The organism is Mycetocola miduiensis, from assembly GCF_900115155.1.
In the GTDB taxonomy this organism is placed as follows: Bacteria; Actinomycetota; Actinomycetes; order Actinomycetales; family Microbacteriaceae; genus Mycetocola_A; species Mycetocola_A miduiensis.
In genome coordinates this window covers 282,398-306,493 of the sequence record NZ_FOVM01000001.1, presented here as the reverse complement: position 1 = coordinate 306,493, position 24,096 = coordinate 282,398, and the positions used below count along the sequence as shown (strand labels likewise).

General features: G+C 67.3%; 22 protein-coding genes and 2 tRNA genes. 12 read left to right on the top strand and 12 right to left on the bottom strand.

Annotated elements, in window-relative coordinates; all coding sequences use genetic code 11:
• Positions 1-171: 171 nt before the first annotated feature.
• The 5 genes from BM197_RS01415 to BM197_RS01395 are packed head-to-tail and all read right to left on the bottom strand — an operon-like array spanning position 172 to position 6,841.
• A complete protein-coding gene (locus tag BM197_RS01415) occupies positions 172-1,611 on the bottom strand; it encodes an LLM class flavin-dependent oxidoreductase (RefSeq protein WP_090708160.1) in 1,440 nt (479 codons plus the stop codon).
• Positions 1,608-3,365: a dipeptide ABC transporter ATP-binding protein gene (locus BM197_RS01410; protein ID WP_090708158.1), complete on the bottom strand. Its 1,758-nt coding sequence runs from the start codon at positions 3,363-3,365 to the stop codon at positions 1,608-1,610. Before BM197_RS01410 ends, BM197_RS01415 begins: the two co-directional genes overlap by 4 nt.
• Positions 3,362-4,216: an ABC transporter permease gene (locus BM197_RS01405; protein WP_090708156.1), complete on the bottom strand. Its 855-nt coding sequence runs from the start codon at positions 4,214-4,216 to the stop codon at positions 3,362-3,364. The genes BM197_RS01410 and BM197_RS01405 overlap by 4 nt, the downstream gene beginning before the upstream one ends.
• The gene (locus tag BM197_RS01400) at positions 4,213-5,220 is read right to left on the bottom strand and encodes an ABC transporter permease (protein ID WP_090708155.1); all 1,008 of its coding nucleotides are present in this window, start codon (positions 5,218-5,220) and stop codon (positions 4,213-4,215) included. Before BM197_RS01400 ends, BM197_RS01405 begins: the two co-directional genes overlap by 4 nt.
• Positions 5,198-6,841: an ABC transporter substrate-binding protein gene (locus tag BM197_RS01395; protein WP_090708153.1), complete on the bottom strand. Its 1,644-nt coding sequence runs from the start codon at positions 6,839-6,841 to the stop codon at positions 5,198-5,200. The genes BM197_RS01400 and BM197_RS01395 overlap by 23 nt, the downstream gene beginning before the upstream one ends.
• A gap of 164 nt (positions 6,842-7,005) precedes the next feature.
• Here BM197_RS01395 and BM197_RS01390 point away from each other — a divergent pair, with 164 nt between their 5' ends.
• Positions 7,006-8,265, top strand: a complete 1,260-nt coding sequence (locus tag BM197_RS01390; RefSeq protein ID WP_090708151.1) for an acyl-CoA dehydrogenase family protein — start codon at positions 7,006-7,008, stop codon at positions 8,263-8,265.
• Positions 8,266-8,345: 80 nt separating this feature from the next.
• Here BM197_RS01390 and BM197_RS01385 read toward each other — a convergent pair whose 3' ends face one another.
• Both BM197_RS01385 and BM197_RS01380 read right to left on the bottom strand, forming a co-directional pair.
• Positions 8,346-8,999 (bottom strand): hypothetical protein, encoded by a 654-nt coding sequence (locus tag BM197_RS01385; RefSeq protein ID WP_090708150.1) that lies wholly within the window; start codon positions 8,997-8,999, stop codon positions 8,346-8,348.
• On the bottom strand, positions 8,996-10,303 hold the full coding sequence (locus tag BM197_RS01380) for a serine/threonine-protein kinase (protein ID WP_090708148.1): 1,308 nt from the start codon (positions 10,301-10,303) through the stop codon (positions 8,996-8,998). Before BM197_RS01380 ends, BM197_RS01385 begins: the two co-directional genes overlap by 4 nt.
• A gap of 107 nt (positions 10,304-10,410) precedes the next feature.
• On the opposite strand from BM197_RS01380, the gene BM197_RS01375 reads away from it, so the two are divergent.
• The 6 genes from BM197_RS01375 to BM197_RS01350 all read left to right on the top strand — a co-directional run bounded on the left by BM197_RS01375 (position 10,411) and on the right by BM197_RS01350 (position 16,267).
• Positions 10,411-10,482: transfer RNA gene (locus BM197_RS01375), tRNA-Thr, on the top strand.
• A gap of 35 nt (positions 10,483-10,517) precedes the next feature.
• Positions 10,518-10,591, top strand: a tRNA-Met gene (locus tag BM197_RS01370).
• A gap of 135 nt (positions 10,592-10,726) precedes the next feature.
• Positions 10,727-11,527 (top strand): patatin-like phospholipase family protein, encoded by an 801-nt coding sequence (locus BM197_RS01365; RefSeq protein WP_177216672.1) that lies wholly within the window; start codon positions 10,727-10,729, stop codon positions 11,525-11,527.
• A 59-nt stretch (positions 11,528-11,586) separates the two neighbouring features.
• Positions 11,587-12,609, top strand: a complete 1,023-nt coding sequence (locus BM197_RS01360) for a 3-oxoacyl-ACP synthase III (protein WP_090708144.1) — start codon at positions 11,587-11,589, stop codon at positions 12,607-12,609.
• Positions 12,610-12,611: 2 nt separating this feature from the next.
• Complete coding sequence (locus tag BM197_RS01355; protein ID WP_090708916.1) at positions 12,612-15,281, top strand: alpha/beta fold hydrolase; 2,670 nt, start codon at positions 12,612-12,614, stop codon at positions 15,279-15,281.
• Complete coding sequence (locus tag BM197_RS01350; protein ID WP_090708143.1) at positions 15,278-16,267, top strand: NAD-dependent epimerase/dehydratase family protein; 990 nt, start codon at positions 15,278-15,280, stop codon at positions 16,265-16,267. Before BM197_RS01355 ends, BM197_RS01350 begins: the two co-directional genes overlap by 4 nt.
• A gap of 250 nt (positions 16,268-16,517) precedes the next feature.
• Here BM197_RS01350 and BM197_RS01345 read toward each other — a convergent pair whose 3' ends face one another.
• The 3 genes from BM197_RS01345 to BM197_RS01335 form a co-directional block, all read right to left on the bottom strand.
• Complete coding sequence (locus BM197_RS01345) at positions 16,518-17,720, bottom strand: NAD(P)/FAD-dependent oxidoreductase (RefSeq protein WP_090708141.1); 1,203 nt, start codon at positions 17,718-17,720, stop codon at positions 16,518-16,520.
• On the bottom strand, positions 17,717-17,917 hold the full coding sequence (locus tag BM197_RS01340; protein WP_090708139.1) for a ferredoxin: 201 nt from the start codon (positions 17,915-17,917) through the stop codon (positions 17,717-17,719). Before BM197_RS01340 ends, BM197_RS01345 begins: the two co-directional genes overlap by 4 nt.
• Before the next feature lie 109 nt (positions 17,918-18,026).
• The gene (locus BM197_RS01335) at positions 18,027-18,515 is read right to left on the bottom strand and encodes a GNAT family N-acetyltransferase (RefSeq protein WP_090708138.1); all 489 of its coding nucleotides are present in this window, start codon (positions 18,513-18,515) and stop codon (positions 18,027-18,029) included.
• Here BM197_RS01335 and BM197_RS01330 point away from each other — a divergent pair.
• From BM197_RS01330 to BM197_RS01310, 5 genes are all read left to right on the top strand, one after another.
• Positions 18,495-19,364, top strand: coding sequence for a sulfite exporter TauE/SafE family protein (locus BM197_RS01330; RefSeq protein WP_342714537.1), 870 nt, complete (start codon positions 18,495-18,497; stop codon positions 19,362-19,364). The genes BM197_RS01335 and BM197_RS01330 overlap by 21 nt on opposite strands.
• 96 nt (positions 19,365-19,460) lie before the next feature.
• A complete protein-coding gene (locus BM197_RS01325; protein WP_090708134.1) occupies positions 19,461-20,117 on the top strand; it encodes a DUF937 domain-containing protein in 657 nt (218 codons plus the stop codon).
• 64 nt (positions 20,118-20,181) lie between these two features.
• On the top strand, positions 20,182-20,628 hold the full coding sequence (locus BM197_RS01320) for a MaoC family dehydratase N-terminal domain-containing protein (RefSeq protein ID WP_090708133.1): 447 nt from the start codon (positions 20,182-20,184) through the stop codon (positions 20,626-20,628).
• The gene (locus tag BM197_RS01315; protein WP_090708131.1) at positions 20,625-21,044 is read left to right on the top strand and encodes a MaoC family dehydratase; all 420 of its coding nucleotides are present in this window, start codon (positions 20,625-20,627) and stop codon (positions 21,042-21,044) included. Before BM197_RS01320 ends, BM197_RS01315 begins: the two co-directional genes overlap by 4 nt.
• Before the next feature lie 3 nt (positions 21,045-21,047).
• Positions 21,048-22,184 (top strand): UDP-N-acetylmuramate dehydrogenase, encoded by a 1,137-nt coding sequence (locus BM197_RS01310; RefSeq protein WP_090708128.1) that lies wholly within the window; start codon positions 21,048-21,050, stop codon positions 22,182-22,184.
• Between the two features lie 91 nt (positions 22,185-22,275).
• Here BM197_RS01310 and BM197_RS01305 read toward each other — a convergent pair whose 3' ends face one another.
• Complete coding sequence (locus tag BM197_RS01305; protein WP_090708126.1) at positions 22,276-23,478, bottom strand: pyridoxal phosphate-dependent aminotransferase; 1,203 nt, start codon at positions 23,476-23,478, stop codon at positions 22,276-22,278.
• A gap of 82 nt (positions 23,479-23,560) precedes the next feature.
• Complete coding sequence (locus BM197_RS01300) at positions 23,561-24,001, bottom strand: VOC family protein (RefSeq protein ID WP_090708124.1); 441 nt, start codon at positions 23,999-24,001, stop codon at positions 23,561-23,563.
• Positions 24,002-24,096: the final 95 nt, after the last annotated feature.

Below are 24,096 nucleotides of genomic sequence, written 5' to 3'. Positions count from 1 at the left end.
GCGCCGCACTTCCGTGATGGCGCCGCTCCTGCGCCCGCGGATTCACCCGTTGCGGTCGGTGTCACTCGGTGCGCCGGGTGTTTCGGTCCGGAGCGGATGAAGCGGCGGGCGCGGCCGGATGTCGAAGGCCGGCCCGGGCGCGCAACGCACCCGGGCCGGCCTTCACCCCCCTCAGACGGCCGAAGTCTGAGTCTCTGCCGACGCCGCGGCACGCCGAAGCTCGTCGGCCTCATCCCACGTCGTCGGTCCCGCCGTGAACGCGCCGCGGTACGCGGCAGCCGGGTGGCGTTCGTTCACCCTCGGCGTGCCGAACAGCTTCTCACGCAGCGTGCCAGGCGCGTACTGCTTCTGTGCCAGCCCGCGCCCCCGCAGCACTGGAAGAACCTTGTCGGCGAACTCAGCGAACGAGCCGGGGATCACCCAGTTGATGACGTTGATGCCGTCGACTCCGGCATCCTGCCACTTCTCCAGCTGGTCAGCGATCTGCTCGGGTGTCCCGACGACGCGGTTCACGTTGGCCCGCTGGCGGACGAGGTCCCCGAGGGTCGGTTCGCGGTCCGGGATGTTGAGGGCCGCCCACTCGAGGAATCCCTTCGTCGTGTTGGTTTCGACATCCTTGATCGGCGTCTCGGGGTCGTAGACGCGTCCGTCACTGTCGACCTGCGCGGAGTGCGCGAGGAACCCCTCGACGCTCACATACCTGTCGTACTCGCGCGCCTTCTCCTGTGCCTCCTCCTCGGTGTCACCGATGATGAAGCTCAGGCCGGGGAAGAACTTGATGTCGTCGGCGTTGCGTCCCGCCTCGACGGCGAGGCGGCGGGTTTCGGCAATCTGCACCCGGGCAGCTTCCGGGTTCGCCGAGATGATGAACACCGCCTCAGCATTGCGTGCCGCGAACGCGAGCCCGGAGCCGGATGACCCCGCCTGGAAGAGCAACGGCGTCCGCTGCGGGGACGGCGATGGCAAGTGCGGGCCCTCGACCCGGTACCGGGGTCCCTCGTGGTAGATCTTGTGCACCTTGCTCGGGTCGGAGAAGTAGCCGTTCTCCTTGTCCTTCAGCAGGGCGCCGTCGTCCCAGGAGCCCTCCCACAGCTTGTAGGTCACATCGATGTACTCCTCAGCCCAGCGGTACCTCTCGGCGTGATCGGTGAGCTTCGGCAGGCCGTAGTTGCGTGCCCCGTTGTCCTGCATACCGGTGACGACGTTCCACGCGATCCGGCCGTTCGAGATGTGGTCGAGCGTCGAAACCTGCCGCGCAAAGTTGAACGGATGGTTCTGCATCACGTTCGAAGTCAGCGCGAGCCCGATGTTCTCGGTGACAACCGCCAGGGCGCCGAGCAGCACCGTCGGGTCGTTGCTCGGGATTTGGAGGCCGTGCCGCACGTACACCTCGTAGTCGGCATCCGAATCGCCGTACAGTCCCGAGACATCCGCGAAGAACATTGCATCGAACTTCGCATCTTCGAGCAGCCGGGCGAGGTCGATCCAGGTGTTCACATCGTTGAACTCAGTCTGGTGGGCATCCGGCCGACGCCACTGGCCGTGGTTGATGTGCGAATTCGTGTTCATCACGAAGGCGTTGAAGTGGAGCGGTTTGCGGCGCGTGGTCATGGTGTGGATCCTTCGGTTGCTGAATGAACGGATGCTGCGCCGGGCCAGAGGGACACCGCGCGGTGCTCGTCGAGTGACGGCAGGGCGCCGAGCAGTTCCTGCGTATACGGGTGGGCGGGGGCGGTGAAGACCTGATCGGCGGTGCCGCTCTCGACAACGGCCCCGTCCTTCATGACGAGCACCCGGTCGCTCAGGTGGCTGATCACGCCGAGGTCGTGCGAGATGAAGAGGTAGCTGAGACCGAACTGCTTCTGCAGGTCGACGAGCAGGTCGAGGATCTGCGCCTGGATCGAAACGTCGAGAGCCGACACCGCTTCATCCAGCACGACGATCGACGGTGACGGAGCGAGCGCTCGTGCGATCGCGACCCGCTGGCGTTGCCCGCCGGAGAGTTGCAGCGGGAACCGGTGCAACACGGTGTCGGGCAGGCCGACCTGCGCGAGCAGGGCCAGGACCCGTTCCCGCTTCGACGCTGCCGTAGTGAAAGCGCCGGCCGGGAGGCTGTCGAGGAGGATCCGTTCAGTGTTCCAGCGCGGGTCGAACGAGCTCAGCGGGTCCTGGTAGACGACCGAAATCTGCTTGCGCAGCCGGCGACGCCGGGTTTCAGGCACCGCAGACCAGTCCTGGCCGAGCAGCCGGACCGTGCCGGCATCCGCCTCCTCGAGCGCGAGCGCGATCCGCGCCGTCGTCGACTTGCCCGAGCCGGACTCGCCGACGATGCCGAGCGTCTCGCCCCGACCGAGCGTGAACGACACGTCGTCCACCGCCGTTGTACGCGATCCGTCGGGGGCGGTGAAGTGCTTCACCAGCCCGGATGCCTCGAGTACCGGCCCGTCGAACGAGGCGTGCTCGTCGTTGGCGTGTGCCGCTGTGTGCACGGGCGCGGCCGCCGGCGCGGGCGCCAGGCGGGAGCCGCGGGTCTTGCGGGACGGCACAGCGTTGATGAGGCTTCGCGTGTACGGATGCTGCGGGTCGGTGAGGATCTGATGTGCCGTTCCCTGCTCCACAACCTCACCCCCGCTCATCACGAGGATCTGGTCGGCGAGGTGGGCGACCACGGACAGGTCGTGGCTGATCAGGATGATCGACACCCCACGCTGCTTCATCTCCTCGAGCAGCAGCAGCACCTGGGCCTGGACGGTGACATCGAGCGCTGTGGTGGGTTCGTCAGCGATCACGATTTCGGGGTCGAGTGCGAGAGCCGACGCGATCAGTGCCCGCTGGCGGAGTCCGCCGGAGAGTTCGTCTGGCCGCTGCCGCGCACGGTTCCTGGGGGACGGCACGCCGACGCTCGCCAGCAGATCGAGCACTTTGCGCTTGCGGCTCGCCCGGTTGCCCCAGCCGTGCAGCGCAAGCGCCTCCTCGATCTCCTTGCCGACCGGGCGAAGCGGGTCGAGTGAGACGAGGGCGTCCTGCAGGATGAAACCGATGCGGCGCCCGCGGATCGACCGCCAGCGCTTGGAGGAGAGCGCCGTGAGGTCATCGTCGCCGAGACGGATGCTGCCCGCGTCGACGACAGCGTTCGCGCCGGTCAGACCGACGAGGGTGCGAGCGGTAACACTCTTTCCTGAGCCAGACTCGCCGACGATCGCCACGCACTGCCCGGCTTCGAGATCGAACGACACGTTCTTCACGACCGGACGGAGAGAACCGTTGCGTTCGAACCCCACGTTGAGGTTCTCGACGCTCAGCCGCACAGGGCGCTTAGCCGAAAGATCTGCGATGTGTTTGGCATTCAGATCAAGGATCGTCATGCTTTCTCACCTTTCTCGAGGAACGATTGGATGTGTTTGCCGAGGGTGGTCGCCGCAAGGGCGAGAACCACGATGACGAAACCGGGCAGGACGGTGAGCCAGCTGGCCTGGGTGATGTAGGCCCGGCCGGCGTCCAGCAGGGCGCCCCACTCCGGTGACGGGGGAGCGACGCCGAGGCCGATGAAGGCCATGCCGGATGCCCAGACGATCGACTGCCCGACGCCCATCGTGAAGATGGCGATGAGCGGGCGGAGAGCGTTGGGGAGGATGTGCTGCCGGAGGATCGTCGACCGCGAGTGGCCGAGCGCGCGGGCGGCTTCGACGTAGCCGGAGTTTTTCGACGACAGGACCTGGCCGCGCACCATGCGGGCGTAGCCCGGTGCTGAGCCCAGGCCGACTGCGATCACGAGTGTGAGCGGCGACGAGCCAAGGATTGACACGAGGAGCAGCGCGAGCAGCAGGGTGGGGAATGCGAACAGCACCTCGATCACCCGGTTGACGATCCCGGCCGGGATGCGGCCGGCGAGCGCGGCGACGGACCCGAGCACGAGGGCGACGAGGATCGCGAGCCCTGCGGCACCCGCGCCGATGGCGAGGGATTCCCGCGTGCCGTAGATCACCCGGCTGAAGAGGTCCCTGCCCGACTCGTCGGTGCCGAACCAGTGCACAAGCGATGGCGACTGCAACGCCTGGGTGAAGTCCATGGCGAACGGGTCGTGCGGCGTGAGGGCGTTCGGGGCGACCGCGGCGACGACGAAGAGGCCGAGGGTGATCGCTGAGGCGACGAAACCGGCTGAGACGTGTCGGCGCACCGGGGCCGTTGCCACGGCCTGTTGTCTGAGGTCGGTCATGAGTTCTTCATCCTTGGATCGATGAGGGTGTAGGCGAGATCCACGAGGAGATTCGCGACCACATAGGTGGCGGCGACGAGGACGACCACGCCGGTGACAACAGGGAGATCCTGCGAGTCGACGGCGGTGATGAGCACACTGCCGATCCCCGGCCGGGTGAACAGCGACTCGACGATGACGGCACCGGAGATGGTCGCGCCGATCGCCCAGCCGGACAGCGTTACGGCGGGAAGGACGGCGTGGCGCAGGACGTGGCGAAGGCGGATGCCGACATCCCCCATTCCCCGCATCCGCGCCGTGAGAACGAACGGCGCGTCGAGGGAACGTTCGAACTCGGTGCGTGTCGCCTGGCCCATGAACCCGGCCAGCGGGATCGCCAGGGTGAGCGCGGGGAGAACGATCCCGTTCACACCGGTGCCGCCGATCACCGGGAACCAGCCCAGCCCGAGTGCGAAGACGAGCAGCAGGAGGATGCCGAGCCAGTATGGCGGGAGACCGGCGGTCACCGTGTCGACGCCGGAACCGAAGGCCCGGATCCTGGGGCCGCGACCGGCGGTCAGGGTCACCCAGAAGACCATGATGACCCAGGCGAGCACAAGGGTGACCGCGGTGAGGGCAAGCGTCGCGCCGACCTGCTCGGAGATGATTCCCCACACTGGCCGGTGCTGCTGGTAGGAGATACCGAGGTCTCCGCGCAGCAGCCCGCCGAGATAGTCCAGGTACTGCACGAGGACCGGGTCCTGCAGCCCATACTCTGCATTGATCGGGGCGAGTTCCTCCGGAGTGCGGAGCTGGGTCTGGCCGGAGCGGACGTTGAGGATGGTGGTGGCGCGGTCGCCGGGCAGGGCGACCTGGGCGAGGAAGGCGGCGGTCGCCGCGCCCCAGAGCACGATTCCCGCACCGACGAGTTTCTCGACGATCGAGCGCGCGCGGGGACTGACGGTGAGCCGCCGCCGAGTCGCTGGCGGAGCATCCGTGTGTTTAGCCGACAAAGTATGCGTCATGGAACACCGGTCCTCCCTGCGAGCTTTCCTGCCAGACGCCCTTGAGGCTCGGGTTCACCGCGAGCGTCGAGAGCCGGTCGTACAGCCCGACCGACAGGGCGCGGTCGGCGATGTACTCCTGCGCCTCGGCGTAGAGCGCGTTCTGCTCGTCGAGGTCGATGGCGGAGTTCGCCCGGACGATGAGATCCTCGAGTTCAGGGTCGTTGTAGAACGCGGAGTTCCAGTTGTTCGGGCTCTCCGGAAGGTTCTGGCGCCAGTTGATGTACTGGATTCCCGCGTTCACACTCGTCCAGTAGCCGACCGAGATGTCGTAGCCGTCGACGCCGGAGTACTTTCCGGATGCTGCAGCGCTCGGCGGGATCGGGATCAGGTTCACCTTGAAGCCAGCCGCCTTCGCCTGCTGCTGAACGCCCTGGAGGATCGAAGCGCCGTCCGCGTTGATGATCGTCCCACCGGAGTATGGGAACTGAACGTCGAGGGTCTTTCCGTCCTTCACCCGGTACCCGTCGTCGTCGCGCTCGGTCCAGCCCGCAGCGTCGAGGAGTTCGTTGGCCTTCTCGAGATCGAAGCTGTAGGCATCCGCTGCCTTCTCGCTGTACCCCGGTGTCGTCTGGCTGACGGCGCCGTTTCCTTCGTAGGGGATCACTCCCTTGCCGATAGTGTCGACGATGCTCTTGCGATCGAGGCTGTAGACGAAGGCCTTGCGGAGGTTCTCGTCGGTGAAGATGCCCTTGGCGGTGTTGAAGCTGATCTGTTGCGGGCGACCGGGGGTGACGTACTTGAGTTGCTCGTAGCCCTGCTCGCCGACACCCTTCCATTCGATGGCCGGTACGTCGTAGATCGCGTCGGCTTCGCCGGCCCGCAGTGCTGACACCCGTGTGGTGGCGTCGGAGATGAACTTCCAGTCCACCTCTTCGACGTAAGCCGGGCCGTCGTGCTTGGCGTTAGCGGGCGGCGACGTGTAGTCGTCGTTGCGGTGAAGGATGATGTTCTCGCCGCGGTTCCACTCGCCGACGGTGAAAGCGCCGGAGCCGATCGGGGCAGCGCAGTTCTCCTCGTCGGTCCGCGTCTCGAGCGCCTGCTGCGACTGGACCCCGAAGTATGACTGGGTGAGGTTCTCGGCGAACAGGGGGTACGGCTTGGCGAGGTTCACCTTCACCGTCAGGTCATCGACGGCTTCGGCCGATTCGTAGTACCCGCCGAGCCAGACGGCTGCCGTGCTGTTGCCGCCAGCGGCCCAGTAGTCGAAGTTGTATGCGATCACCTCGGCGTTCACCGGTGTTCCGTCGGTGAACGAGACGCCCTCCTTGAGCGTGAACGTCCAGCTGAGCTGGTCGTCGGATGCCTGCCATGTTTCGGCGAGCCACGGAACGATGTTGTGGTCCTTGTCGAGGGACACGAGGTTGTCGAGCACCTGGTACGAGAGGTACGCCTGCTCGATCCAGCCGCCGAAGACGCACGCCGGTTCCTGCTGGTGTCCGTACGAGACGGTTCCGCCCGTGAGCTGCTTCGCGTTCGCTGCTGGTTCGATTGATCCTCCAGCGGAGCAGCCGGAGAGGGCGACCATCGCGACGATGCCTGCAGCGATCAGCGGGACTGTCTTCGTGGGATGTTTGCGCATGGTGACATGCCTTTCTCTGCCGGGGGATTGGTGGGAGCTTATGGGCGGTCATCGGTGCCGCACCATGCCTCCCGACACAGAACGAAACAAACCTCGCCTTGTGCAGCTTCTTCACTTGAATGAGGATGCAGTCGCCAAAGATGCGGCTCTTGAGGAGATTGAAGATGACCCACGAAAGAAACTTCACTTCACCGGCCGCGCGGAATGAGGCCCTTTTCGAGCACTTTTCGCCGGTTTTCGATGCGATCGGAGCGGGGGCGATCGAGAGGGAGATTGAGCGGACACTTCCGGTCGCAGAGATCGAACTTCTGCGGAATGCCGGGTTCGGCCGTCTTCGGGTGCCTCGCGAATTCGGTGGGTTCGGTGCGACCGTCGACGAGCTCGTGGCACTGCTCATCGAACTGGCGGCGGCCGACTCAAACCTGCCGCAGGCTCTGCGAGGCCACATTGGATTCACCGAATATGTTCTCGCGCACCCGGACGAGAAGTACCGGGCGTTCTGGTTCGACCAGCTGGCAAACGGTGCCCTGGTCGGCAACGCCGAGAGCGAGCGCACCGGAACGTTCCGCAACCTGTCGACGACGGTGCAGAACACATCGAAAGGCTGGCGGCTGAACGGCACCAAGTACTACACGACCGGGTCGCTCTATGCAGACTGGATCCTCGTCAGCGCCGCTCTCGACGATCCTGAGCAGGCAGAGCCGGTGCGCGCTGTCGTTCAGGTGAGTGCCCGGGCCCCTGGCGTCACGGTGTTCGACGATTGGGACGGCTTCGGCCAGCGGCTCACCGGGTCGGGGACCACCCAGTTCGACGACGTGGCGGTTGACCCGCGGTTCGTCCACCCGCAACACGCCGACGATTCTGTCCGCACGATCCTGCACGCCGTCTACCAGTTGGTGCACCTGGCGACACTCGCCGGGATCGCGCAGGCGGCGCTCGCCGAGATCACCGAATTCGTGGCATCCCGGACCCGGAATCTGTTCAACCCGGCCGTCGCACCCAGCCAGGATCCCGTCGCCCTGCAGATCGTCGGCGAGAGCTTCGGGACGGTGCAGACCGTGGCGGCCAGCGTCCTGGCCGCGGCAGCGACGGTGCAGGCCGTCAGCGACAGGCAACTCACGGGGATCGCGACGGATGCCGACTTCGCACGCGCTGAAGCGCACGTCTTCGGGGTGCAAGCGACGGTGATCGACCTCGTGCTCCGGGTGGCGTCCCGCATCTTCGAGGTCGGGGGAGCGTCAGCCACCGCCGAGTCCCGGCGTCTCGATCGGCACTGGCGGAACGCCCGCACCGTGGCATCCCACAATCCGGCGATCTACCGCCAGCAGGCGGTCGGAGACTTCGTCGTCAACGGGGTCGCACCCTCGACCCGGACGGGCGCGCTCCTCTCGGCAACGCCGGCGACGGTCGCAGTGGGCGGATGATCGGCGAAGGGTTTGCAGGAGATCGCACGGCTGTCAGGAGAGCGTGCGGCTTTCGATCCTGAAAATCGTGCGATTCCCTGTTAATCGTTCGACGGGGAGACCTCAGCCTGCGCTGGTGCGTCCGTCGGCGCGCTCTTGGGCGCTGGAGCTTCGGGCTTCTTCCCGTCCCTTTCTGCCTTTTTCTTGGCGTCCTCCGCGGCTTTCTCCTCGGCCTCCCGCGCGTCCTCGGCGGCCTTCTCCTCGGCCTTCTTCTTCTCTTCTTCGGCCTTCCTGGCCTCGTCCTCGGCCTCGTCCTCGGCCTTTTCCCTGGCCTTCTTCTCAGCGTCGGTCTCCGGAGCGGGGGTGGTCTCCTCCGGAACGGGAGCGGTGGTCTTCTTGGGTGCCGGCGCGGGGGAGGGGATTGGGGCGGGTTCCGGCTCCGGAACGGCTTGCGCGTCGATGGCGGCCTGGACATCCGCGCGTACGGCGGTCATCGCCGCCTCGATGCGCTGGTGCCGGGCGAAGGAGACGCTGCCTGCGGCGGCCGCGGCGTCGAGTTCGGTTTCGAGTGCCGTCAGTGCCTCGAGCGCTGCCGCATAGCCGCCATCGGCAACGGCGCCAGTGATGGCGAGAACACGGGACTGGAAGGCCGCGGCCTGGTCCGAGGTGATGTCGGGCGGCGCCGTCTGGCATCCCGCGGTGAGCGAGAGCACAAGGGCGGCCCCGGCGAACGCGGACAGGAGTTTCTTTCTCACGGTTCCACGCTTTCCTGAAGGTCTTTGAGGTGCTCGCCGATCGGTCCGGGCACTGCCGGGTATTCCACGCTGGGAGTGGGGTTGGCTGGGGCGTCGAACACGCCGAAAGAGACGGAGAGCGCCAGGAGGGCGGCGCACAGTACGGCCGCAAGCAGAAGAGCTGGCCAGCGGCGAGCGGATGCCTTCTCCGTTTTTTGCGCGGGAGAGCTTCGCTGGCGTCGCGGTATGTCGGCCGTCTCGGCGTCTGCGGTGTGCGGGCTGGCTGCCGTGTGAAGACGGGTTGCAGTGTGAGAACGGGCCGCAGCGTTGGGGAGCGGTGGGGGTCCCTGTTCCAGGACAGCGGTCACAGCTTCGGGAACGGGCAGAAGGCTGGTTTCGTCTTTTGGAGCATCCGGTGCCATCATCATGGCTGCTGTGGTATCCGCCTCTGGTGCGGCGCTTCGCTGGAAGCCGTGGATGGGCGCGATGCCGCGGAGTGCGAGGGCGACTTCGTGGGCGCTCGGCCGGGCGTCGGGCGTCCGGGAGGTCATTGCCCGAAGAGTCTCCGCCAGGATCGGGTCGAGGTCGTCGGGGATCTCCGGGTTGCGGGTGAGCGGAGCGAATGCCGCCTCCTGGCCCTTGCCGGTGAACACGCGCTGGCCGGTCACGCACTCGAGCAGGACGAGTCCGAGCGAATACACGTCGGACGGCGGGCCTACGTGCTCGCCCCGTGCCTGTTCGGGGCTGAGGTAGCCGGCCGACCCCAGGGTGAAGGAGGTTGCGGTCAGACGTGCGCCGTCGACCAGTCGTGCAATGCCGAAGTCGGTGAGCTTCGGGTGCGGGCGGGTGTCGTTCCCCGGCGAGTGGGCGAGGAGAATATTGGCGGGTTTGACGTCGCGGTGCACCACGCCCTGCTCATGAATGTAATGAAGCGCGTCTGCGAGGTCGGCTCCGATGTGTCGTACGTCATCGCTCGAGAGCGGCCCGCTGTCCAGGGTGTTCCGCAGGTCGAGGCCCGGGATGAGCTCCATGACGAGGTACGAGCGGGGGAGAAGTGGATCGCTCTCGTCGTTGCCAGCGTCGAACAGCGTCACGAGGCCCGGGTGCGACAGGGTCGCCAGCATGCCGATCTCGCCCTGCTGCCGCTCGAAATCGGCGGCGTTCGTTGACGCCACCCGAAAGAGTTTGACAGCGACGTCACGCCCGAGGGTCTCGTCGCGGGCGCGGTAAACCGACGCCATCCCGCCGGATCCGATCAGATCGACGAGTCGATACCGGTTGCCGAGCAGAATGTCGATTGCTGGGGCGTTCACGTTCTCAGTCATCGATCATCCTTCGCTCCATCGTATGTCGGGGCATGGATCCGCGCAGGCGGTACGAGCGGCCGCTCCAGTGATGCTATTCTCTACTGGTGCCATTTTGTGATGGTCACGCTCCGGTAGCTCAGTGGTAGAGCACTTCCTTGGTAAGGAAGAGGTCGTCGGTTCAAACCCGACTCGGGGCTCGTTACTTTCTCGGTCAGCCCGGGCGAAGTTTCGCGGCAGGGTAGCTCAGTTGGTGAGAGCGCACGACTCATAATCGTGAGGTCGCGGGTTCGAATCCCGCTCCTGCTACGGGGATAGGCCCTCAAGCCTTTTCCCATGTAGCCCCGAGGTCTCGCCACCTCGGGGCTTTTCTCTTCTGTCTTTCAGTAATCGCCCACCCGCACCGGCTACATTTCCGCCAGGAATACCCGGAGGGAAGGCAACGTGAGCGAGGACCGCACGCTGGGGCTCACCCTCGGTGGTGGTGGCGCCTTCGGCGCGGCGCACGTCGGCGTTCTCCAAGTGCTTGCCGAACGAGGCATCCGCCCGGGTATCGCCACCGGCACCAGTTCGGGCGCTCTGGTCGCCGCGGGTATCGAACCTGCGGGTATCGAGCGTGCAGCGCTCGAGTTTCATTGGCGCGCGATAGCTCGATTCTCCGCCGCTCCGCGTTGGGGCCTGCTCGACAGCGCGGCGCTGGCAGAGGGAGTGCGTCGCGTTCTCGGCGCCGATCCGCTGATCGAGCAGCTACCTCGTCGATTCGCTGCGGTCGCCACCGACCTCCGAACGCGCCGGACGGTGACGATCGACGAAGGACCGTTGAGTGTTGCGCTGAGGTCGACGATAGCCGTCCCGGGGCTGCTTCCGCCCGTGCGCCGCGGCGGTGCGCTGCTGGCCGATGGCGGCATGCTCGACAATGTGCCGGTCGACGCAGCCCGCGCGCTCGGCGGAGCGTGTGTGATCGTGGTGCGGTTGCACGCCAAGTGGGAGAACGTTCGGATGATGCGCACGCTCGGTCTCACCGCCGAACTCAGACGTGACCCGTCCGTCGTGCTGATCGAGCCCGAGATGGAGGGGATGGCGCAGTGGGCGATGTCGGACGTGCCTCGACTCATCGCAGAGGGACGTCGGGCTGCGACGGTCGCTCTGGACGCGGCGGCGCGGAGGAACTCGGGTGCAGGGGCCACCCCGCTGGAAACTTCCGTTTCGTCCGGCAGAAAGCAACCCGGTCAACGATCGGCCTGAAGGCAACGTAAAATCGGTTGGCACGACGTAGCCCGACTTAGCTTCGACAGGGAGTTCCCTTGGATGGAAACGCAACGACCACGCATCGCAACGTTGCGCTGCTGTCCGTCGCCGCCACCCTCGCCTCCCGGATTACGACCTCGGAGGAGATCGACTCCCGACTGAGGCCGGTGCTCAAGCGGCTCAAGCTGCCGACCGGACTGCTGCAGCGCGTCGCCGGGGTCCACGAACGCCGCAACTGGGGCGAAAACCAGTCCTTCGACACCGCTGCCGTCGACGCGGGCAATCGCGCGCTCGCCGAAGCCGGAGTCTCAGCCCGCCAGATCGGCCTGCTCATCAACACCTCGGTGACCCGTAAACACCTCGAACCCTCTGTTGCCGTCAAGCTGCACCACGGTCTCGGCCTGCCGTCATCGGCGATCAACTTCGACATCGCCAACGCGTGCCTCGGCTTCGTCAACGGAATGAGCCTTGCGGCGCAGCTGATCGATTCGGGTCAGATCGAGTACGCGATGATCATCGACGGCGAAGACGCCGACGACATCCAGAACAATACGATCGAGCGCCTCGGCCGTGAAGGCATCGGCCGCAAAGAGTTCATGAGCGAGTTCGCCAGCCTCACCCTCGGCTCGGGTGCGGCAGCCGCCGTGCTCGGCCGGGCGGACGCGAACCCGGGAGGCCACCGCATTCTCGGCGGCGTGACGCGTGCGGCCACCCAGTTCAACGAACTCTGCGTCGGCAGCGTCGACGGCATGTTCACCGACGCCAAAGCTCTGCTGAAGGGCGGCATGCAGCTCGTCGTCTCGGCGTGGAGGGAAGCCCGCGGTGACTGGACCTGGTCGAACATGGACCGCTATATCATGCACCAGGTCTCGGACATCCACACGGATGCGATCATCAAGGCCGTCGGTATCGACCGTAAACGGGTGCCGCTGACGTACCCGAAGCTCGGCAACGTGGGGCCCGCGTCGATTCCGATCACCCTCCAGCGTGAATCGGCGAGCCTGCGCTCCGGCGATCGTGTCCTGCTGATGGGCGTCGGCTCAGGGCTGAACACCGCGATGATGGAACTCGCCTGGTGACTGTGCGTCTGCCCCAGGCGGGCGGCGCCCTTACCCCGGGGACTCGGGCACCGGCGAGCCTGCCCCCCGCTGATCTTCACGGTCTCGACCCCGCGTTCTCCCGGGTCGTCCATGCGAGAGAGGCGGACGCATCCGTCGATCGAAGCTGGCATGTGCTCGACAACGCCGGCCGTCTCGCCGACCTCGGTGTGAAGCCCGTCGGCACCATCCTCTGCGTTCACGGCAACCCGACCTGGTCGTACCTGTGGCGAAAGCTCGTCTCTCAGGCGACGGATGCCGCGGCGGCCGGCGGTGACGCATGGCGGGTGATTGCCATCGACCAGCTGGACATGGGGTTCTCGGAACGCACCGGAACGCGCCGCTCGCTTGCCCGGCGGGTCCGAGATCTCGGCGAGCTGACCGACGCACTCGCCCTGGACGGCCCCGTTCTGACGCTCGGCCACGATTGGGGCGGAGTCGTCTCGCTCGGTTGGGCCGTCGACCACCCCGATCTTCTCGCCGGCGTGATGCTGCTGAACACCGCCGTGCACCAGCCGGAGGGCAGGCCGATTCCCGTGCCGCTGCGTCTCGCACTCCAGCCGGGTGTGCTCGGCGGCGCGACGGTGACCACCCCTGCGTTCCTCGAAACGACTCTCGCGCTGGCGCACCCCCCGCTGCCCGCGTCGATCAAGGACGGTTACCGCGCGCCGTATCGCGGTGCCGGGCGACGCGGCGGTATCGGCGGTTTCGTCGCCGACATCCCCGTCGACCTCGAACATGAGAGCCGCGCTGAACTCGACCGGATCGCCGAGAGCGTCGCGACCCTGCGGGTTCCAGCGCTCATGCTCTGGGGACCCCGAGACCCGATCTTCAGCGACCGGTACCTCGATGACCTGATCGACCGGATGCCGCACGCCGACGTTCACCGGTTCGAAGACGCCGGGCACCTTGTGGCCGAAGACGTGGACTACGCCGCTGCCGTCCTCACCTGGCTGGGCGACAGCATCCGCAGCGCCGAAAGGCCTCGATCAGCGGCTGCTGAGCCCGCCCGCCCGCCGCTCTGGCGTTACCTCGACGACCTGCGGGACAGTGACGAGTCCGCCGTAATCGACATGGTTCCACCGAGTGGTCCGGCTCCGCGTGTCGTCTCATGGCGGCTGCTGTCGAAGCGGGTGCGGCAGATCGCGTCCGGGCTGGTTTCGATCGGTGTGAAAAAGGGCGACCGGGTGTCGCTGCTCATCCCGCCCAGCGCCGACCTCGTCGCCGTGCTCTACGCCTGCCTGCGGATCGGCGCGATCGTCGTCGTCGCTGACGCGGGCCTCGGGCTGAAGGGCCTGACCCGTGCGGTTCGTGGCGCCTGCGCCGACCACGTCATCGGGGCGCTGCCCGGACTCACCGCCGCGCGGGCGCTCGGCTGGCCCGGGCAGAAGATCTCAACGACCACGCTCGCGGGGCCGGCGCGCCGGGCACTCGGCGTCTCCTTCTCGCTTGCGCAGCTGGCGTCGCTCGGGTCCGACGAAGAACTGCCTGAACCGCCGACGGCAGACGACGTCGCCGCGGTCCTGTTCACGTCAGGGTCAACCGGTCCGGCCAAGGGAGTCGTTTACACGCACGGGCAGCTTTCCGCCGTGCGCGACGCCCTGGCCGCCCAATACGGTGTCGGGGTGGGGACCGGTCTCGTCGCCGGCTTCGCCCCGTTCGCGCTGCTCGGTCCAGCGCTCGGCGCCCGGTCCGTCACTCCCGACATGGACGTCACCTCTCCGAAGACACTCACCGCGACCGCCGTTGCGGCAGCGGTGAAAGCGGTGGATGCCACCGTTGTGTTCCTGTCGCCTGCCGCCGTCGCGAACGTCGTTGCGACATCCGCCGCGCTCAGCGCCGCCGACCATGATGCCCTCGCCGGTGTCGAGCAGTTCCTCTCCGCCGGTGCCCCGGTATCCGAACCGATGCTCGCTGCCATCGCGGCGCTGATGCCGTCGGCGACGGCACACACTCCGTATGGCATGACCGAGGGCCTGCTCATGACCGACATCACGCTCGACGGCATCCGGGAGGCCGCGTCGACGTCCGGGACGGGCGGTGTCTGCGTCGGAACACCGTCTGGCCAAACCCGGGTGCGTATCTCACCGCTCGATGCGGACGGCGCCGCGACCGGCGAACTCACGGATGCCGCGCTTGTCACCGGTGAGATCCTGGTCTCAGCGCCGCATGTTGAGGACCACTACGACCGGTTGTGGCTCACGCACCGTGCCAGCCGCCGCGGCGGAGTTCCTGGGGAACGCTGGCACCGCACGGGGGACGTCGGGCACCTCGACGCCGCCGGTCGCCTCTGGGTCGAAGGCCGGATGCCGCACGTTCTCGTCACCGCCGACGGCGTCGTCACCCCGGTGAAGCCCGAACTTCAGGCCGAGGTCGTTGGGTCGGTGCAGCGTGCCGCGATCGTGGGCGTCGGCCCGCGGGGCGTTCAGCAGGTCGTCGCGGTGGTGGAAACCACGCCGGGCGCCCGACGCGTCGCGCTGGCGCCTCCTGAGCTTGCGGCTGCCGTTCGTGCCGCGGTCGACGTGCCGCTTGCCGCGGTTCTCGTCGTGCCGCGCCTGCCGACCGACATCCGTCACAATTCGAAGATCAACCGGTCGGCGTTGTCGGCGTGGGCTGAGGGCATCCTTGCGGGCGGGCGGATGGTCGCCCCGTGAAGGTCCTGGTCACCGGCGCGAGCGGTCTGCTCGGCCGGGCTGTCGCTGCCGAACTTCTTTCTGCCGGGCATGAGGTGCGGTGTTTTCAACGCCGTCCGTCCGGGGTTGCCGGTGCGTCGGACTCGCTCGGCTCGGTGGCCGACCCGGATGCTGTCGCCCGGGCGGTCTCCGGGCAGGACGCGGTCGTGCACCTCGCCGCGAAGGTGTCCCTCGCGGGGGACCCGGCCGATTTCGACCGGGTGAACGTCGGTGGCACCCGGAACCTGCTTGACGCGGCTCGCACCGCTGGGATCGCGCGTTTCGTCTACGTCTCGTCGCCGTCGGTGGCGCACGCTGGCACCTCGATCGTCGGGGACGACGCGTTGCCGGCGGATCCGCTTCGCGCGCGGGGCGACTATGCCAGAACGAAGGCCGAAGCCGAACTGCTCGCCCTCGCCGCGGACTCGGATTCATTCAGGGTGGTTGCGGTGCGCCCGCACCTCGTCTGGGGTCCAGGCGACACCCAACTCGTTGAGCGTGTTGTTGAGCGGGCACGGCAGGGACGGCTCCCGCTGCTCGATAACGGCGCTGCGCTCATCGACACGATCTATATCGACAATGCCGCTTCGGCTATCGCGGCGGCGCTCGCCCGGGTGGATTCCGTCCACGGCAATTCCTACGTTCTGACCAACGGCGAGCCGCGGCCGGTTGCCGAGCTGCTTGCCGGGATCTGTGCGGCTGCAGGGGTGGAGTCCCCGCGGTGGCGGGTGCCGGCATCCGTCGCTCGAACCGCTGGTTCCCTGATCGAGGCGGTCTGGCGGGTGAAGCCCGGCGTTGACGAGCCGCCGATGACCCGGTTCCTTGCCGAACAGTTGTCGACTGCGCACTGGTTCGACCAGAGGCGCACGCGCGCCGACCTGGAGTGGACCCCGGCGGTGTCGCTCGATGAGGGTTTCCGGCGCCTTGCGGCGCACTATGGCGCTGAACGTGGGGCCGCCGGCGTCTGAGCGGGCGTTCGCAGGATCGAGTGGTCCCAAACGGTGCTTCGTGCGATCGATCGGTCCCAAAAGGTGGCTCGACGCGAGGGGAGTAGCCCTTTGGGCCCAGCCGATGGCGAGCGAAGCGACGCCCCGGCTATGGGTGCACAACACAGGCGGCGGATGGCATCGTGTGCCGAGGGTGTGGTCGGGCGCCCATGGGCGCCGGTGCACGATGCCACCCGCCGCCGTCACCCGCACGATGCCACCGGCAGCGGACCTACTCCGGAACCACCGACTCCCACGCCGCACCATCGAGGATATGCTGCCGCCACTGCCGCACAACCTTCGCCGCCCCGATGCCCATCACACCGACGAGACGATCCCCCCGCCGGAACAACGCCACCATCCGCTTCTCGTCGAACGAGCCTTCAACGACTCTGACCTCGTCGTATCCCCGCAGCCAGCCGTGGACCTGGAGCTTGAGTTCGTACTGGTCGGTCCAGAAGTACGGCACCGAAGCGAACGGCGTCGGCTCACCATCGATCAGGCGACGCGCGACGTGCATTCCCTGCTCGGTCGCATTGGTGCGGTGCTCGACCCGCATGTACTCATCGAAAACCGGGTTGCACCAGCGGGCGGCATCACCGGCCGCATAAACGCCGGGTGCAGCAGACAGGTCAGGCGCACACTCGATGCCGTCCCCCAGCGGGATGCCGCTTGAACGCAACCAGTCGAGGTCCGGTTGGGCGCCGATCGCGACGAACACGACATCCGTGACCAGCCGCGTGCCATCCGCCAGCTCGACACCCGTCACGATCCCGCCGGTGTCGACGAGCGAGACCACCGCCGACTCCGGCCCCATCCGCAGCGCGACGCCATGAGCGCGGTGCAGTTCGGCGACCTGACCGCCGACATCCGTGCCGAGGCTGCGTTCGAGCGGGGTCGGTGCCGCGCTCACGATGGTCACGTCGACGCCGAGGCCCACCGCTGTGGCGGCGACCTCCGTGCCCAGAAACCCCCCACCGACGACAACAAGCCGCCGGCCCGGCTGTAATTCCGCCCGCAGCGCGAGGGCGTCGTCGACCGTCCGGAGCGTGTGGACGCCCCGCAGCCCACCCACGCCAGGCAGCACTCGAGGCCGCACACCGGTTGCGAGCACGAGCCGGTCAAAGCTCAGGTCTGTTCCATCAGAGAGCCACACACGCTGTCCCGATACATCCAGTGACGTCGCCCGCACCCCGGAACGGATGCCGACGGCAAGGTCGGCGAGTTCGTCGTGCGTCTTCAGCAGCAACCGTTCGGGTTCCCACTCGCCCGACAGCAGGTGCTTGGAGAGCGGAGGGCGGTCGTATGGGGAGTGCGCCTCAGCATCGACGAGTGTGATGTCGCGGTCGTACCCATTCCGCCGCAGCGCGGCGGCGCTCGTCAGACCGGCAGCGGAGGCTCCGACGAGGACGATGCGCGAGGGTGCGTCCGTCACTCGTCCTCGAGCAGGCGGAGGGCAGCGGACGGGCAGCTGAGAACGGCGTCGCGGACCGCGTCGTAGTCTTCGGCGCCCGGGGTCGGGTTGAGCAGGATGACCTTGCCGACCTCGTCATCCTGGTCGAAGACGGCCGGGGCGATGGCGACGCAGACGCCGGCAGCGACACAGACTTCGGTATCGGCAATGACCTTCATCGTGACCTCTTTCTTCGGCGGCGGAAGTCGCCACCGGAATCAATTCTGCCAGCCTCGGCTGTGTCGTGACGGCCCCGTACCGAAACAGGAACGATCAGGAGAACGGGCGTTACAGCATCCGGTGCATGATGTGGAGTCCGACCAGCCCGTGAGACGGGGAGTCGAAGGCTTCGGGCACCGTCGCGAGAATACGAAACCCGAGCGACTGCCACAGGGCGATCGCGCCGACGTTCGTCTCGACCACGGCGTTGAACTGCATCGCCCGGAAGCCGTCGCTGGCGGCCTTCTCGAGTACGTGCACGGCGAGTGCCCGGCCGATCCCGCGGCCACCGGCGGACGGGGCGACCATGAAACCGGCGTTCGCGACATGCGACCCAGCGGCCGGCTGGTTCGGATGCATTTCGGCTGTGCCGAGGACGCTGCCGTCGTCTCCCTCGGCGACGAACACCCGGCCGCCGGCTTTCTCCATCCACCAGGCCCTGGCGTCCTCTTCGGACGTCGCGGCCGGCCAGCAGTACGTCTCGCCGTCGGCGACGATCTCGTGAAGGAACGGCCAGATGGCATCCCAGTCCTCGCCATGGGCATCCCGAATTCGCATGCCATCACGCTACCGGCATCCTGCGCGGTGATAGCGTCGGAACCTCGCGCCGAAACGAGGAGAAGGATGCCACAGCAACACACCAGAGGACGCTGGGTCCGGTTGGTTCTCATCGGTCTTGCCGCTGGCTTCCTGTCAGGGTTGTTCGGTGTCGGGGGCGGCATCCTCATCGTTCCTGCCCTGATGCTTCTTGTCTCGTTCGACCCGCGGGTCGCGGCCGGGACTTCGCTCGCGGCGATCGTGCCGATGTCGATCGTCGGCGTTCTCAGTTACGCCGCCGGGGGCTATGTCGACTGGGCCGCTGCGGCCCTGCTCGCGGCCGGCGCCATCGTCGGGGCGCAGATCGGAAGCCACCTGCTCAGCCGGCTGCCGCGGCGCGCGCTGCGCTGGGGCTTCATCGCCTTCCTCCTCGTGGTGATCGTCAGCCTGTTCCTTGTGATTCCATCGCGGGATGCGTCGATCGAGTTCACGGCCGGTTCCGTAATCGGGCTGATCGCGCTCGGCCTGGTCACCGGTGTGCTCTCCGGCCTGCTGGGGATCGGTGGCGGAGCGGTGGTCGTGCCGATGCTCATCGTGCTGTTCGGAGCGAGCGACCTCGTCGCCAAGGGCACGAGCCTCTTGATGATGATCCCCACCGCGTTGTCGGGCACGATCGGCAACGTGATGCGGAAGAACGTCGACCTTCCGGCCGCCGCCGTTCTCGGCGTCGCCGCGTGCACGACAACGGCTCTCGGTGCCCTCGTGGCCGCGGCGATCACCCCGCAGCTCGCGAACCTCCTCTTCGCGGGCTTCCTCGCCGCCGTGGCCGCGCAGCTGATCGTCAAGGCCATCCGGTCCCCCTCATCCTGAGAACGGGACGCCCGCGCTACCCCTACCCGTCGGCGAATCCGCCTCGGTAGCCTGTCGGAAGCGCCGCTGCCCGCGGCCGCAACCGGAAGGAAGCACATGGCATCCCTGGATGAACTGATGAGCCAGATCCCGATCGGTGACGTCGCCGCGAAACTCGGCGTCGACGAACAGACCGCCAGAGCCGCGGTCGAGCAGGCTCTCCCCGCGCTGGTCGGCGGGCTCGAAGCCAATGCGAAGGACCCCGGCGGGGCGGCGTCCATTGAGAAGGCTGTGAGGAAGCATCCGCCGACCCTTGTCGACGGCGGAGTCAACCTCGACGAGGTCGACACCGACGACGGTGAGAAGATCGTGTCGCACATTTTCGGTCCGAACAAAGAGCGGGTCGTCCAGACGCTCGGCGCCCAGCCCGCCGCGGTGAGCGGTCAGGGTCTCGGCCCGGTGATCGGAAAGCTCCTGCCGATCCTCGCCCCCATCGTGCTCAGCTACCTCGCCAAGAAGTTCCAGGAGCGCAAACCGACGACCGAGTCGGTGCAACCCACCGAACCGATGCAGCCGAAATCGGCGCCGAAGGAACCAGAGGGTGGACTCGGCGGCGTGCTTGGCGGCATCATCGGTGGAGGGTCCGACTCAGGCTCGGGCGGCGGGATCGGTGACATTCTCGGCGGGATCCTCGGCGGAGGCAGCTCGAAGGGCGGTAGCTCCGGCGGTATCGGCGATCTCCTCGGTGGGCTGCTGGGCGGTGGACGCAAGTAGCGCAGCGCTCCCCGGCGTGCCAGCGCTATCCGGCGTCTTGGAGGCGCCGGGTAGGCTGGATTCCGTGTCAGTGAACCCCGAACTCCAGGGCCGTGTCTTCGCGCCGGCCCCGCCCTATCTGGTCGGTCGTGAGAAAGTGCGTGAGTTCGCTCGCGCCGTTTTCGCCACCTCCCCGATCTCCCTCGACCCGGATGCCGCCAGGGCGGCCGGTCACGCGGACGTCGTCGCGCCACCCACCTTCCCCGTCGTGATCCAGGAGCACACGCTCGCCCAGCTGCTCGGCGAGCCTGATGCGGGCATCGACTTCTCCCGGGTCGTCCACGGCGACCAGCGATTCACCTACTCACGGCCGATCGTCGCCGGTGATGAACTCACCGCGACCCTCACCGTGACGAGCGTGAAGACGCTCGGCCCGCACGCCATGGTGACCGCATCCTCCGAGATGCTCGACGCCTCGGGTGCCCACGTCGTCACCGCGGTTTCCACTCTCGTCGTTCGGGGTGGCGAATGAGCGCGCCGCAGCTGGATTCGCTGACCGTCGGTGATGTCGTCGCCGAGCGGGAGTTTTCGCTCACCCGCGATTCCCTCGTACGGTATGCGGGAGCATCCGGCGACTTCAATCCGATCCACTACCGTGACGACGTCGCGGCATCCGTGGGGCTGCCCGGGGTGCTCGCCCACGGCATGCTGACCATGGGATTCGCCGTGCAGCCGGTCGTCGACTGGGTTGGCGACCCGGCGGGGATCGTCGACTACCAGGTGAAGTTCACCCGCCCGGTCGTCGTCGACCCCGAGTCCGGCGCGGCCGTCACCGTGACGGCGAAGATCGGCGCCCTCACCGAGACCACAGCCCGGGTCGACCTCACGGTCACCTTCGACGGGGCGACAGTGCTGGGCAAAGCCCAGGCCGTCGTGAAGCTCGGTTAGGCGATGACGACGCTTCTCTCCGAACTGACGACCCTTCGTGTCGGCGGCCCTGCGGAACGGCTCGTCCAGGCGACCACCCGCGAGTCCCTGGTAGGCACGGTGCTCGAGGACTGGGCAAACGGGGAAGACCCGCTCATCCTCGGCGGGGGCTCCAACATGCTCGCCGCCGACGAAGGTTTCGACGGCACCGTCGTCCAGGTCGCCACCCGCGGCATCGAACGGCTGGAATCCGTGCCGGGGCGAGTCCGGCTCCGCGTCGAGGCAGGGGAGTCCTGGGACGACCTCGTCGCCTTCGCCGTCGGCAACGGCTGGAGCGGGATCGAAGCGCTCAGCGGTATCCCCGGTTCGAGCGGTGCAGCACCGATCCAGAACATCGGCGCGTACGGGCAGGAGCTTGAAAGTGTCCTCGTCTCGGTCGATCTGCTCGACCGTGACCTGCACGAGGTCGTCCGGGTGCAGGCGGAGGAGCTTGCGCTCGGCTACCGGACCTCGGTGCTGAAGCGCCACGGCGGGTCGGTTCCCGAGCGGGACGGCGTCGTCGTCGCCATCGAACTCGACCTCGCCGACGATGCCGGGCTCAGTGCGCCGATCGCTTACGCTCAGCTCGCAAACGCCCTGGGCGTCGAGCTCGGAACGCGGCTACCGATCGCCGATGTCCGCCATTCTGTGCTCGAACTGCGGTCGTCGAAGGGCATGGTGCTCGACCCAGCCGACCCCGACACCTCCAGCGCCGGCTCGTTCTTCACGAACCCGATCGTCTCCGAGGCCTTCGCACGGAGCCTGCCGGCGGATGCTCCGCGCTGGCCGATCACCGAAAGTTCCGACCCAGCGCTCGTCATCCCGCTGGGGGAGTGGGATGGCACGGTGCCTGCTCCGGCCGGCTCCCCGTCGTTCGAACACGATGCGCAGGTGAAACTCAGTGCCGCCTGGTTGATCGAGCGGGCAGGCATCCGTCGCGGATTCCGGTTGCCCGGTTCACGTGCCGGGATCTCGACGAAGCACACCCTCGCGCTCACCAACACGGGCGGGGCGACGGCAGACGAGATCGCTGCCCTCGCGCGGTTCGTGCAGGCCCGGGTCGCCGCTGAGTTCGGTGTCGTGCTGCAGCCGGAACCGGTGTTCGTCGGCGTCTCGCTGTAGGCCCCCGCCGCCACGAGTTCACCCGTTGCGGTCGGGCTCACGCGGTGTGCCGGGTGGTTCCGTCCGGAGTGGGTGAACTGGCGCGCCGGGCTCAGCCGAACAGCTTCTGCAGCCGCTGCACCCCTTCGAGAAGCGGTTCGTCACCGAGCGCATAGCTGAACCGCAGGTAACCGGATGGCCCGAACGCCTCTCCGGGCACCGTCGCGACCTCGGCCTGGTCGAGGATCAGGTCGGCGAGTTCAAGCGACGTCGTCGGCGTGACGCCGCCCCACTCACGGCCGAGCAGCGCCGAGACATCCGGGTACACGTAGAAGGCGCCCTCGGGGGTCGGCGTGCGGAAGCCCTCGATCTTGTTCAGCTCCGAGACGATGAGCGCGCGACGACGGTCGAATGCCTCGCGCATCGCGTCGACGCCGTCCTGGGGCCCGGTCAGCGCGGCGATCGCCGCCCGCTGCGCGATGTTGTTGACGTTCCCGGAGAGGTGCGACTGCAGGTTCGAGAGCGCTTTGATGACGGATGCCGGTCCGACGGTCCAGCCAACCCTCCAGCCGGTCATTGCGTACGTTTTCGCGACGCCGTTCACCAGCAGGGTTTGCTCCGCGAGCTCAGGGACGGCCTCGACGATGGAGACGGCTTTCGCACCGGCGTAGGTGAGGTTCTGGTAGATCTCGTCGGTGATCACCCAGAGGTTGTTCTCGAGAGCCCAGCGGCCGATCGCTGCGGTCTCTTCCGGGGAGTACACGGCGCCTGTCGGGTTCGACGGCGACACGAAGAGCAGCACCTTGGTCCGGTCGGTGCGGACCGCTTCGAGCTGCTCGACGGTGACCTTGTAGTCCTGGGAGGCATCCGCGAAGACGTCGACAGCGACACCGTCCGCGAGCGCGATGACCTCGGGGTAGGTGGTCCAATACGGCGTTGGAACGATCACTTCGTCGCCCGGGTTCAAGAGAACCTGGAACGCTTCGTAGACCGATTGCTTGCCGCCGTTGGTCACGAGCACCTGGCCGGCGGATGCCTCAAGGCCTGAGTCCCGCAGCGTCTTCGCCGCGATCGCCTCCCGCAGGTCCGGCAGCCCCGCTGCGGGCGTGTACCGGTGGTTCTTCGTGTCGCTCGCGGCGGCGATGGCAGCCTCGACGATGTGCGCGGGGGTGGCGAAGTCGGGCTCGCCGGCGGCGTAGCTGATCACGGGACGGCCCTGCGCCTGCAGGGCTTTCGCCTTGGCATCCACCTTCAGTGTTGCTGACTCGGCGATGGCGGAAATCTTGGTGGAAATCTTCGGTGGTGTGCTCACCATAGAAGGGTATCGCTTGACCGCGCGCCCCGAGCGGATGCCGTCGGCGAACGACGAGCGGTGCCCGTCGTTCGCCGACAGACTGTCAGGACTGGGTGCCCTGCTCCGCCAGATGGGCGTCTGGTCCCTTCTCGGCGGCGACCGGGTCCATGTAGACGAATTCGAGGATGTTGCCGTCCGGGTCTTCGAGGTCACGCGAGTACATGAAGCCGTAATCCTGCGCCGGGCGCGGCTCCGTGCCGCCGGCTGCGACGCCCGTGTCGAGAGCGGCGTCGACTGCTTCGCGGCTCTCTTTGCTGAACGCCGTCATCGCCTGCACGTGGGTCCCAGGGTCGATGATCGGCTTGTCGGTGAAGGTGCTCAGGAAGTCGCGGGTGAGGAGCATGAGGTAGATGTTCTTGTCGACGACAATGCAGGCGGCGTTCTCGTCGGTGAAGTTCTCGTTGATCTCCCAGCCGAGGGCCGTGTAGAACGCTTTCGTGCGCTCCAGGTCGGTGATGGGGAGGTTGACGAAGATGTCAGTCATAAGAGTTCCCTTGGACGATTCGGCGGTGACGGTCACCGTCTCGAAAGATGCTCGTTCCCGGTATGCGGATCGTCAAGGGGGCGACCGCCGACCGA